Consider the following 12,117-nt stretch of genomic DNA (forward strand, 5'->3'; position numbering starts at 1 on the left):
CTCATTTCCACTCACCCTCCGGAGGTCAGTCCGCTCCTTGGTGCCGTGGCGAGGTGGACGCCCACGCGCTTGACCATCAGCGTCATCTCGTAGGCGACCAGCCCGACGTCGGAATCAGCGTCGGACAGCACGGCGAGACAGCTGCCGTCGCCTGCCGCCGTGACGAAAAGGAAGGCGTCGTCGAGTTCGACGACGGTCTGCCGGACCGCTCCGGCGTCGAAGTGGCGCCCGACGCCCTTGGCGAGGCTGTGGAATCCGGAGGCGACGGCCGCGAGGTGCTCGCCGTCCTCACGGGTGAGGTCCTTGGACGAACCGGTCGCGAGGCCGTCGCCGGAGAGGACGAGCGCCTTGCGGATCGAGCCGACGCGGTCGACCAGCTCGTCCAAGAGCCAGTTGAGCTGCCCGCTCCTGGTGATGTCGTTCGGTGCGGTCATCGACCGTTCCCCTCCGGTGTGGTTCCCTGTGCTGGATCGCCGGAGCCGGTACTGGTGTCTTCGGCGTTCTGGCGACGTCCGCGCTGCCAGCCACGTTGCAACGAGGCCATGCGGTCGCGTACTTCTTCGGCGTCCCGTTCGATGTCCGGCGCCTCGCCGGACGCTCCGGTCCGGGGCCCGGTGGTGGTGCCGCCGCCCTCGGTGTCGCGGCGAAGCTGCGGGGCGAGGCTGGCCTGGCGTACGCGACGCGGAAGACCACCGAGTGCCGTCGTGTCCTGACCCGTCGCCGGGGACGGGGGTGACAGCCGACCCGGGGACGAGGACTGCTGCGGGGGCGGGGGCGAGGACCGCTGTTCCCAGCCGGGGTCAAGGCGCGACGTCCGGTCCGTGGCCGGACTCTTCGTCGCGTCCGTGGACCGTGCGAACGGAGAATGCGTACGACCGGGCTCGTCCACCCTGCGTCCATGGTCGGCGACGAGGGTCGGGGGCTTGCGCCGGGGCAGCTGGGTGGGGCCCGTCGCATGCCGGCCCGGACCGCGGTGCCGCGACGGGAGCTGCTCGGTGGCCTGCTGGTGCTGCTCATCGGCGGATGACGGCCGCACGAAGTCGCGTGCGCGGAACAGACCGCCGCGTTCGCTCTCGGTGTCGTCGATGTCACCACTGCCGATGCCCGTGCCGTTGCCGGTGTTCACCTCAAGGGTGTCGATGACCGGGCGGTCCTCGAAGCCCAGGGTACCGACCGGTGCTTCGAGTTCGACGGGTCCATCGAGCACCTTGGGGCCGGTGCGCCCCGTCGGGATCTGCGCGAGGGCCGTGACCCTGCCGCCGTCCACACCCTGGCGACCGTTGCTCCGGTCCGTGTCCCTGCCCTGGCGCTCGCCCCTGCGGTCCAGGCGGAAGCCGGTGCCCTCGGTCTCGGGGGCATCGGTGAGGAGCGCGGCCGGAATGAAGACCACCGCCGTGGTCCCGCCGTACGGCGACGGCTGGAGCGAGACCCGCACGTTCTGCCGTTGGGCGAGCCGGCTGACCACGAACAGCCCGAGTCGGTCGGTGTCGGAGAGCTCGAACTCCGGGGTCTCCGCGAGCCGGAGGTTCGCGTCGAGCAGTGCCTCCGGGGTCATGCCGAGCCCCCGGTCGTGGATCTCCAGGGTGAAGCCGTTGGCCACGCGCTCGCCGTGCACCTGGACTCCGGTGTGTGGCGGCGAGAAGACCGTCGCGTTCTCCAGCAGTTCGGCGATGAGGTGGGTGAGGTCGGCGACGGCGGGGCCGGCCACACCGATCCTCGGCAGCCTGCGGACTTCGACCCGCTCGTAGTCCTCGACTTCGGCGACCGCGGCCCTGACCACGTCCATGAGCTGGATCGGCTTGCGCCACTGCCGGGAGGGCGCGGCTCCGGAGAGGATCACCAGGCCCTCGGCGTGCCGGCGCATACGCGTCGTGAGGTGGTCGAGCCGGAAGAGGTCCGCGAGCTCCTCCGTGTCCTCCGTACGTCGTTCCATGGTGTCGAGCAGGGTGAGCTGGCGGTGCAGCAGCACCTGGTTGCGGCGGGCGAGGTTGACGAAGACCTCGGAGACGCCGCGGCGCATGTCGGCCTGCTTGACCGCGGCTTCGACAGCCGCCCGCTGAAGGGTGTTCAGAGCCTGACCGACCTGGCGGATCTCGTCCTTGCTGCTCTTCCCGTGCTTCTCGCCCTTGCTGGGTTTCTCGCCCTTCTCGCCTCTCTCGTACTCAAGGCGAGGTGCCTCGGTCTCGACGTCGATGCTCTCGCCCGCGGCGAGGCGGCGCATGACGCTGGGCAGGCGGATTCCGGAGACCTCGTGGGCCTCCTTGCGGAGCCTGGACAGCGAGCGCACCAGATCGCGGCCGATGCGGACGGAGACGACGATGGAGATCAACAGGGCGAGGAAGCCGAGCACACCGGCGATACCCGCCTTGAGGAGCACGCTGTAGGCGGCGGGCTCGACCCGCTGCTGGTACCGCTCGGCCGCCTCGGTGTTCAGGTGTGCCAGATCACCGAGCACCGGGCTGCTCAGTTCCTCCCAGCGTTGTGCGTCGACGGCCCGGGGGTTCTTGGCGGGCCCGTCGGCGATGAGCCGTTCCTCGGCATCCCGCAGGGGTTGAGTGTTCGAGCTGCCCCAGTACCGCGCGAGGATGTCACGCTCGGACGACGGGAGGAACTCGAGATTGATCCCGTAGAGCAGTGAGCGGTTGGCGGCCAGGTCGGAGGTGGTGCGGATCTCCTTGGCGGTGATCTTGCCGGTGATCAGCGCGGAGGTCACCAGTGCGTCCTCGCGGGAGAGTAGTTCGCGGGCGCGCGCCACACCCACGAGGGCACGGCCCTCCTTCTCCAGCTCCACGTCCTCGAGGGCGTGGAGCGAGGTGAGGAAGGTGTAGCAGGGATCGACCACACGGTTGTAGAAGTCGAGGGCCTGGGCCCGGGTGATGGTGCTCTGCTCCACGTTGCGCCGCAGCGAGCCGAGTCCGTCGAGTGCGCCGAGCAGCGAGTCCAGCCGCCTGGCCACCTCGGGTCGTATCACGTCGCGTACGCCGGAGTCCTGTGCGCTTTCACGCAGCGCCGTCACGGCGTCATCGGTGGCCGCGCGGTGGCGGCGCAGGGTCGATGGGCTGTTGGAAGCGCGGGGGTCGGCCAGATAGACCAGAGTCAGACGGCGTTCGTTCTGGAGAGCGCGGACGGTGTCCTCGACCGGGGTGCCGACCTCGTCGATGATGTGGCTCATATCCAGGAGCTGCTTGGCCTCCTGGCCGGTGATGACGGTCGCGAACACCCAGAGCGCGGTGAGCGACATGAGCGGCACCAGCAGCAACGCCACGATCTTCCTGCGGATGGATGTCCCGCGAAAGCGCATGGCCTCCCCCAGATCAGCGCCCACGGTGGGCGGGTGGTGGTGCTGCTTGTGTCCGCGTGCGTCTGCGTACGCCGTTGCCGTCCGTGTGCGCACGCGTCCGTCGGCGTTCTTCAGCGTTCGCCTGGAGATGTCCGCGCCAGGAACCGAACGCGTTCCCGCACGTATGTCTGCGTCACGAAACGGCGTGAGCCTACTACTGACAGAGTGACAACTCGAAGACTCGTCCGGAGGTTTTTCGGCCGCGTGACGGTGTGTTGATCATGGCTTGTCCTGGTATTCGAGGAGTTGGGCTGCTCGGATGTGGCCGAGGACACCAGGTAGAACGCAATATTCCGCTACTCCCCGGCATGGCGGGAATTCTCCCCTCTCTGGGGAATCTTCCCGACGCATCGTTCGTCTGTCCGTATGGGGAACAGGAGTTGTGGGGGATTGCCGGGCGGTGTGTGCCTGGAGCAAAGGGTGCGTAAGCCCCTGTCTAACCGGGCTGGATCCGGGCAGCCACCCCTGTAGTCGGACAGCGGTGGGGAGTGAGCGCGAACGATGAGTATGACCGATGGTTCGGGTGCGCCGCGGAGCATCTGGGTCGAACAGCCGGTGGGACGCAGGCGGATGCCGGAACCGGTGCGGATCGCGGCCGTGCGCGCCGTGATCGTGACGGCGGTGACGGTGACCCAGGCGGTGACGGCGTTCCTGTTCAGCGTCACGGGCTCGTGGCTGGCCTTCCCGCTGGTGCTGAGCAGCGTGGGCAGCACGGTCGTGGCCACGTGGGCCGTGCTGGACGTCTGGGTCACCCGGCAGGTGTGGAACCAGCGGTACGGAGTGGTCTCCGTACCGAGCAGCACGGCCCGTCAACTACGGCGTGAGCGCCGTCAGACCAGGCGGGCGGCCCGGGCCGCCGCGCGTGTCGCCGCACGGATACGACGACGCGGTGGCGCGGGCGGCAGGCTGTCTCAGGCCTGACCGGCCTCGGCCTCCCGTCCCGGCCGGCCGGTGTCCCGTCGCGGCTGCGCGTCCACCGGCCGGCCGGCGTCCGCCCGCTGGTCGGGCGTGCGCCGGAACATACGGGTGGCCGTGATCTCGCCGTGCACGGTCTCGCCCTCGGTGCGCTGCTGCGGCAGCCCGGGCCGCAGATGCTCCTCGACGCTGATGTACTTCAGCCCCGCGCGCAGGTCCGCGTCATTGCGCAGCCGGATGACCAGGGGGAACTCGGCGAGTGCGGTCGTGTCGAACAGGCCCGTGGTGTACAGCAGCTGGACTCCGAGCGCGTCAGAGACAGCGCGCTGCAGCTCCAGCAGATAGGTGGCGTTGGCCCTGCCGATGGGGTTGTCCAGGAACAGGGTGCCGGCGTGCCGGTGCTTGTCCCGGCCGCGGTCGTTGCTGCGCAGGGCGGCCATGGTGCAGTAGAGCGCGATCGCCGCGGTCAGCAGCTGACCGCCCGAGAAGACATCCCCCATCTGCCCGACTGGTACGCGCTCGGCGCGGAGCACCGCGTCCGGCTTGAGGATCTCCACGGCCACGCCCTTCGGCTGAAGTGCCGCCTGAACACCCCGCAGCAGCAGGGACATCCCGTCCCGGCGCAGGTCGGAGTTCTTGCGCACCGCCGCACGGGTGGCCTCGTCGATGACCTCGCCGAGCCGCTCGACGAGCGTCGCCTGGTCCGGCTCGTCGAAGCGGATACGGAGGAACTCCTGGCCGGACCACTCACCGAGGCCTTCGGGCAGCCGGGACAGCCGCTGCGCCGAACGGAGCGTGGTGAGGGCGGACTCCACCAGACCGCGCAGCCGGTCCACGATGGAGTCGCGGTTGCGCTCCAGCTGGACGAGCTCGTCGGTGAGGACCCGCAGCCGCGGGGCGAACGCCTCCGCCCACTTGGCGGCATGCTCGGGCAGGGACGAAGCGGGTAGTTCACGGATCTGCTGACGCGCCGGGGTGCGGACGGCCTCGTAGCGGGTGGAGTTGGCGTGCCGTACGAGCACATCACTCGCTTCCCGTACGGCGGACTCGGCGGCCGCCAGATCGGATGCGCAGCCGCGCAGCGAGCGACGGGCCTCGGCGGCGGAGTGCCGAGCCTCCTCCAGACCGCCCGGGTAGGGCTCCGGGTCCTCCTGCTCCTCCTCCGTGTGGTCCCGGAGCAGATCGCGCAACAGCGCCGCGGTCTCGTCGAATCCGCCGGCGGCGTCCTCGGCGGCGCGGTGGGCGCGCAGCAGTTCGGTGTGCCGGGCGCGCGCGGTGTCCAGCGCCTCGGTGTGGGCGGCGAGTTCGGCCGTCGCGGCGCGGAGCAGGATCTGGGCATGCTCGGCGTCGGCGGGCAACAGCTCGTCGGGCAGTGCGGTGTGCGCGTCGCCGTCGCCCGGGGCCAGGCGTTCGGCTTCGCCGCGCAGCCGCCCGATTCTCTCGCTCGCCTCGGAAGCCCGGGATTCCAGCATCTGCACCAGTGCCTCGGCGCGGGCCGCGGCGGCCTGCCGGGAGGGTCCGTCGGCTCCGTCGGTACCTTCCAGGAGCTGGGCGGCACGCGTACGGACCTTGTTGGTGAGGCGATCGAGCTCGCCCAGCGCCGCGCTCTCGTCGCTCTCGGCGCGGGCCTGCTCGGCCCGCAGATCGGCGCCGACGCCGACCTTCTCGTACAGCTGGGACGCGGCGCGGTATGCCTCACGCAGGTCAGGCAACGGGATGCGTGGCGCCTCGGGGTCCACCTCGGGGAGCGGCTCGGGGGCACCGGCGATCTCGGCGCGCTCGGCACGCAGGGCCCGTGCGGTGCGCCGGGCGTCGTCGGCGGCGCGCTGCGCGGCTCTGCGGTCCTCGTCCGAGGCCCGGGCCCGATCCAGGCACGTGGCAGCCCTGGCCTCGGATTCGGCGGCGTCATCCGCGAGTTCACGCAGCTTCGCCTGCCAGCCGGCCCGCTCCCGCAGCCGGAACGCCAGCCCGGCGAGGGCGTCGGCGGCCCGGCGGGCGCGCTGTGCTGTCTCCTGACGCTCATCGCGTAGGGCTGCGGTCTCGCCGGCGGCGCCGTCCGCCTCGGCCCGTGCGGCACGGGCCTCGGCGAGCGTCTGCTCGGCCGCTTCGGCGGTCTGCCTGGCCTGCTGTGCGGCCTCATCGAGATCGGCGAGCATCCCGGCCGGGCAGTCCGCACGCCAGGACGCGATACGCGCGGCGAGCGCCCGGTCCTCCGCGAGGCGACCCGCCAGCTCGCGGATCTCCTCGTCCCGGGCCGCCGCCCGGGCGCGCAGTGCCTGGCGCTCCTCGTCCGCCGCGTGCTCGTCGTGCATGGCCGGGTTCGGCGGCACGAGGAACACCTGGCCGTCTCCTTCCGCACCGGGCCCGGGTACGGGCGCGAGCAGCGCGGCGGCGGTGCCGACCGCGACGGCGGAACGCGGCAGCAGTGCGGCTCCGGAGAGCGCCTCGCGGGCCCGTGCGTAGGAGAGGGGCTCGGTGATCACGACGCCGTCCACCAGCTCCGGGCGCGCGGAGAGCACCGCGGAGTGGTCGGCGGGGTCGACGGCCTGGGCGAGATAGCGCCAGCCCGGCAGAGCCGGGACACCGTGCTCGCCGAGGAACTCGACGGTCGCCAGAACGTCGGGGCCCGGGGGCAGCAGCCCTCCGTCGCCGAGCGCGCCGAGGATACGCGCGTCGTCCGCGGCGGCGGTCCTGAGGTCGAAGAGTTGCCGCTCGGCCGTGGTGACGCTCTGCTCGAGCAGCACACGCAGTTCGTCCGCGTACCGGTCCAGCTCCTCGGCGGTGAGCGGGCCTTCTGCGGCCCGCGGCGGTGCCGATCGCGCCTCGCGCCGATCGGGCCCGGCGCCGTCGCGGGCACTCGTGTGCCCGGCCGTGAGGCCGCCCTGGCCCGGCGCGGACCGCCCGGATGCGCCGGGGCCCCTGCCGGAGGCGGGGCCCTCGGGGCTTCGCGCGCCAGCCGCCGGAGAGTTGGCACCCGCTCCATGAGGGGTGGTGTCAGTGTCGTCACCGGCGTCCGGCGACGGATCGTGGACCCCGGCGGGATGACCGGGCCCGGAAGCAGCGTCCGTGGCCGCCTCACCCTCCGGCAGTGCCGGACCGGCGCCCGGCGCCGCGGCAGCGCCTGGGCCACCGGTCGCCGGGACCGCGTCGGCGGATCCGTCGACCGCGAGCCCTGCGGCGGCGGGTCCCGGGGCAGGCGACGACGGACCGGTCATGTCTCCTGGGGCGCCGTCGGCGCGCCGGGGGCCAGGGACGGGGGCCGTCGCGGGAGCCGGGGGCAGGCTGAGCAGTTCCGCCAGGCGTTCGGATTCGGCGATGGAGGCGGCAGCCCGGCGCTCCGAAGTGTGGGCGCGGTCGGCGGCCTGGGCCGCGTCCGCGGCACGGGCGGCGGCCAATTCGGCCCGGGCTTCCGTGGCGGCGGCCTCGCGGGCACGGTCGGCGGCGGTCCTGGCGCTTTCGCGGGCCATGTCCCATGCCGCGACCGCGGTCTTCTCCGCGTCGCTCGCGGCGAGCGCGGCACGGGCGGGATCGGCGTCTGGGGCCGTGTCGTCCAGCCAGCCCGCACGGACGGCCTCCGCCATCTCCTGCTCGACCTCGGTGAGGCGCTGACGCAGGTGGCCTGACTCGCTGCGGGCGCGCTGGGCCTCGGTGGCGGCGGCCGTGGCGTCACGGTGGGCGGTCTCACCCGCCTCCTGGAGGGTGGCGGAGCGCTCCTCGCCCTCGTTGGCGAGGCGCTCGCCGTCTTCGGCGGCGGTGTGGAGAGCACGGACGAGGTCGGCCGCGGCCCTGCCACGGGCGGCCAGGGCGGGGGCGGCGTCACGCTCGGCCTCACGGATGGCGGCGGCCACCCGTGCCGAGCGGTCCGCGGCGGCGCGGTGCCGCAGCACGGCCTCCGCCGCCTGCCAGGCAGCGTGCAGGGTGCGTGCGTCGGTCAGCTCGCGGCGCTGCGCGGCGGCACCCTTCTCGGCCACGGTGAGCGCCAGCGACGCGTGCCGGTATGCCAGTTCGGCGGCGATCAGGGCGCTGCGGCCGCGCTCCTGCTCCGCCTCCGTGACGGTGTGGGCCGCGGCTGTGACCTGGCGGGCGAGCTCCGCCGTGCGGGCGCGCTCGGTGCCGGCGCGGGCGGAGAGCCTGCGGGCGAGGGCGCGGGTGCGGCGCTCGGCGCCGGCGTGGATGTCCCGGGCGCGGCCCCGTGCTTCGGCCGCCTCCACGATCCGCCCGAGCAGGTCCGCCGAACCCGCCGTGAAGTCGCGCTCCGCGGTGAGCTCGGCGCGCCGTCCCAGCTTGTTGCCGAACCCGCTGACCAGGTCGGCGAGCCCGTCAGTGTCGCGTGTATCGGTGACGGCGCGCAGCAGCAGATCCGTGAAGTCGGAGTCCTTCTTGACCGCGAAGAGACCGGCAGCCTCACCCTCGTCGGCGTTCATCTCCCGCTGGTACCGGAAGAGCTCGGGGTCAAGGCCGATGTCCCCGAGGTGCTCGTTCCAGCGGTCGTGGATCTCCTCCCAGGACACTTCGAGATGCGGGTACGCCTTGCCCGCCTCGGTGATCGCGTCCCTGAAGCCCTTCATGGTGCGGCGGCGGCCACGGGCGGTCGATACTCCCTCGGCCGGCGGGCGGACCGTGGTGGCCTCGGCCACGGGCAGGGAGTCGAGGCTGAGCCCCGGTCCCGGCCGGAAGGAGTACCAGGCCTCGGCGAACTTCCGCGGGTCGTTGGAGACCTGGCGTCCGCGCCACTCGCTGACCTTGCCGACGACGACCAGCTCACCGGTGAGGGTGTGCTGCCACTCCAGGGCGACATGGCCGCAGTCGTCCGCGAGCAGGAACTTGCGCAGCACACCGGAGCTGGCACCACCCAGGGTGTTGCGGTGGCCCGGCAGCATCACCGAGAAGATCAGCTTGAGCAGTACCGACTTGCCGCCGCCGTTCTCCAGGAAGAGGACACCCGCGGGGGCGGGGCGGCGTGGTGGGCCGACTGGTTCCTCCTCGAAGAACTCGGCCTGCGTGGGGGCCGGGTTGGGCACCGGCTCGCCGACCCCTCGCAGGTCCAGAACGGTGTCGGCGTAGCGAGCACCGGCAGGCCCGATGGAGTAGAGGCGGACCCGGGACAACTCGTACATGGCGGAGGGCTCTCGTCGTTTCTCGGAATGCTCGGAGTGCTCAGGAGGGCTGGTCAGGCATGGAAGGGCAGGCCGGCGTCGGCGGCCAGCTCCAGGTCGTCGGCGTCGGGCGCGGGCACGAGCGTGGCGGTGCCGTCGGTGACGGGGACGACGCCGAGCTCGAGCAGCTCGGCCATGGCGGCGCTGCCCGCCATGTCGCGGACCTGCAGCTGGTAGCGAGCGGTGGTGCGGTAGGCGCCTCCGGCGTCGTCACCGGTGCGCTGGAGGAAGCCGGAGTCCGTGAGGAAGGCGACGGCCTTGCCGACGATGCCCGTGGTGGACCCGGCGAGCCGCCGCGCGTCCTTGGTGGCCCCGGTCGCGCTGCGCCGGGCGTAGATCCGCCAGGCCGCTTCCAGTCCGGGGGCGTCCGAGGTGGGGTCGGTGTTCTCGCCCAGCTCTTCGGCTCGTGCTTCCAGTCGGCGGCAGGCCTGACGGACGAAGGCGTCGACGCCATTGATCGTGATCCGGCCGATATAGCCGTCGTCGGCAAGGTCTTCGGGGCGCGGGAACGCCATGGCCGCGACGGCGAGATGGGCGAGGCCGTGCAGAAAGCGGTCGGCTGAGTCGGTGGAGGCCCGGCGGGCGTAGTCACCCATGCGGACGGCGAAGACGGAGTCCTCTCCCGCGGTCACGGCCATCCCCGCGCGCGGGGACACTTCGAGGACGACCAGCCCGAGTCCGGTGGCGATGGCATCGGCAAGGCGCCCGAAGGCGGGCTCTTCGCGATAGCGGCGCAGCAGGTCCGCGTATTCGGCGTCACGCGCGGGCAGCAGTTTGGGCTGGAGCCCGAAGGAGACGAGACGCGCGGCGTCCGCCGCGTCCGCGGGCGTGACGGCGGCCGCCACGGACATCGGCCCGGCCGGTGGGCCCTGCGGCGCTGCTCCCGGCTGCTCGCTCCACGCGGCGGTGTGCTCCGCGTGCTGGTCGCTCACGACTGCTGCTCCCTGTGGCTCTCGCGCTTGATGATCTTGACGTTGTGGTGCGGGTCCCCGGCGCGGAGCGGGCCGGGCCGTGTGTGAGATCCAGCCCCGCTCTGCGGGCGGACAGTGGCCCTCATGCCGCCTCCGAACGGTCCGCCGCCATACCGGCCGCGTCCAGCAGGGCGGTGCCCACGATCAGGTCCGCGCCACCGAATTCGGGGTCGTCCAGCGCGGCACCGTCGTCGACGGCGAACAGCAGCCGCTGTTCGCCCTGGCGGTAGGCCGTGCCGACCGGGGGGCTCGCCGCGTGGACGGCGAGGAGGGCGACCAGATAGGGGAGGTCCGGGTCACGGCGGCGTGCCTCCGCGAGCAGACCGGAGAGCCTGCGGGGCGCGTCGTGCTCCAGATCGAGCAGCTCCATCGCGCTCGCCAGCTGCTCCTCGCTGAAGCGGCTGTCGTCAGGTGTGGCGATCAGATCGGGTTCGGGCATCTCCGCGCCGAGGTGCTCGCGCTCGACCGGAGGGGTGAGCAGCAGATCGACGAGGTCGCCGAGGCGCACCGAAGCCGGGGTGCGCAGTCCCGTACCCCGGGCGAAGAACGCGTCGGTGACACGGGTCGCGTGCTCGACCGGCAGCGGCAGCAGCGGGGCGACCAGGTGTCCGTACAGATCGATCCCGGCCCGTGCGGCGGGGGTCGCGAAGGCCTGCCGGTCCTGTTCGGCCCGGAACAGCGGTCCCGCTTCCAGCAGCCGGGACTGGAGCTGGGTGTGGCGCCGGATGCAGTCCTTGACTATGTCGACGAGTTCGGCCGCGCGGCGCTTGTGCTCGGGGTCCTCGGCTTCATCCCGTGCCTTGCGGATGTTGGTCAGGATCGCGTTCTCGTGGCGGTACCGGTCGGCGACATGGTCGAGCGCCTCGGCGATCATGTCGGGCACGTCATTGAGCCAGTCGACCGCGCGCACATTGCGCCGAGTCGCTTCGAGGGTCCTGCGCAGCGTCTCGGCGTACTGCACCGTGCGATAGCGGGCCTGTTCGGCCGCGAGCTGGGCGTCGGCGAGACGGCCCCGGTTGATCAGGACCTCCAGCTTGACCTCGGCCGCGATCTGCGCGCTGGTGACGTCCGTGTCCAGGGCACCGACGAGCACATTGACCGCTTCGTCCGTCGTGCGGAGGTAGACACTGCCGCCGTATCCGGGGACTTCCTCGATGAGCTTGAAGTCGTAGTCGCGTCGGACATAGACGCCATCAGGGCCGAAAGTGCCGTAGACGGCACGAAAGCCCCGGTCGACGCTGCCGACGTTGATCAGGTTCTCGAGCACCCATCGCGCGACACGTTCGTGCTCCGCCTGCGGGCGCCGGGGGGCTTGCGCGGCGATCCGCGGAAGCAGCCTGGCCACTATCTGGTCATGGTCGGCCCCGGTGTCGAAGTCCATGTTCAGCGTGACGAGGTCGATGGCGGAGAGGGCGACTTCGGCCATCGCGTAGACCGAGTACTCCCCCGCCAGATTCGCCTTGCGGACGTCGAGGTCGTGCAGGGGCGCGGTGCACGCGAGCGCGCGGAGCCGCCGCGCCAGCCCTTCGTCGGCGGCCGGGCCCTGCGCGGGGCGCGGCCCCGCGCTGAGCTGGGGCGGAACGAATTCCGTCGAGGCAGGCGAAGTCACGGTGCACAGACTAGGTCCTCGCACTGACAACGGTCGAAACAGCGCCGAAACCACCCCGCCGGCCGGGTCCTGGGCTCTTGACCGCACCCGTTCGAGCTGGTGGACGCCGGTGGACGGGCGGCCGGG

Annotated in this window: 6 protein-coding genes; 1 reads left to right on the forward strand and 5 read right to left on the reverse strand. The window is 72.2% G+C overall.

Annotation, left to right across the window (positions count from 1 at the left end; all coding sequences use genetic code 11):
* Positions 1-11: 11 nt before the first annotated feature.
* On the reverse strand, positions 12-434 hold the full coding sequence (locus ACFV6V_RS28210; protein ID WP_385570418.1) for a roadblock/LC7 domain-containing protein: 423 nt from the start codon (positions 432-434) through the stop codon (positions 12-14).
* On the reverse strand, positions 431-3,301 hold the full coding sequence (locus ACFV6V_RS28215; protein WP_385570463.1) for a nitrate- and nitrite sensing domain-containing protein: 2,871 nt from the start codon (positions 3,299-3,301) through the stop codon (positions 431-433). The genes ACFV6V_RS28210 and ACFV6V_RS28215 overlap by 4 nt, the downstream gene beginning before the upstream one ends.
* A gap of 540 nt (positions 3,302-3,841) precedes the next feature.
* Between ACFV6V_RS28215 and ACFV6V_RS28220 the strand changes: the two genes are divergently transcribed.
* Entirely contained in the window at positions 3,842-4,261 is a 420-nt protein-coding gene (locus ACFV6V_RS28220; protein ID WP_385570421.1) for a hypothetical protein, read from the forward strand.
* On the opposite strand, the gene ACFV6V_RS28225 is transcribed toward ACFV6V_RS28220, so the two are convergent.
* The 3 genes from ACFV6V_RS28225 to ACFV6V_RS28235 all read right to left on the reverse strand — a co-directional run bounded on the left by ACFV6V_RS28225 (position 4,252) and on the right by ACFV6V_RS28235 (position 11,991).
* Positions 4,252-9,372 carry a hypothetical protein gene (locus ACFV6V_RS28225; protein WP_385570423.1) on the reverse strand — a complete coding sequence of 1,707 codons (5,121 nt, stop codon included), beginning with the start codon at positions 9,370-9,372 and terminating at the stop codon, positions 4,252-4,254. The genes ACFV6V_RS28220 and ACFV6V_RS28225 overlap by 10 nt on opposite strands.
* 53 nt (positions 9,373-9,425) lie before the next feature.
* Positions 9,426-10,343 (reverse strand): hypothetical protein, encoded by a 918-nt coding sequence (locus ACFV6V_RS28230; protein WP_385570426.1) that lies wholly within the window; start codon positions 10,341-10,343, stop codon positions 9,426-9,428.
* Positions 10,344-10,464: 121 nt separating this feature from the next.
* Positions 10,465-11,991 carry a hypothetical protein gene (locus ACFV6V_RS28235; RefSeq protein ID WP_385570429.1) on the reverse strand — a complete coding sequence of 509 codons (1,527 nt, stop codon included), beginning with the start codon at positions 11,989-11,991 and terminating at the stop codon, positions 10,465-10,467.
* Between the last annotated feature and the right edge of the window lie 126 nt (positions 11,992-12,117).

This window comes from Streptomyces sp. NPDC059828 (assembly GCF_042731955.1).
GTDB lineage: Bacteria > Actinomycetota > Actinomycetes > Streptomycetales > Streptomycetaceae > Streptomyces.

Coding starts and splice junctions, on each gene's coding strand:
- ACFV6V_RS28210 (WP_385570418.1), bottom strand. CDS start 434: ATGACCGCACCGAACGACATCACCAGGAGCGGGCAGCTCAACTGGCTC.
- ACFV6V_RS28215 (WP_385570463.1), bottom strand. CDS start 3,301: ATGCGCTTTCGCGGGACATCCATCCGCAGGAAGATCGTGGCGTTGCTG.
- ACFV6V_RS28220 (WP_385570421.1), top strand. CDS start 3,842: ATGAGTATGACCGATGGTTCGGGTGCGCCGCGGAGCATCTGGGTCGAA.
- ACFV6V_RS28225 (WP_385570423.1), bottom strand. CDS start 9,372: ATGTACGAGTTGTCCCGGGTCCGCCTCTACTCCATCGGGCCTGCCGGT.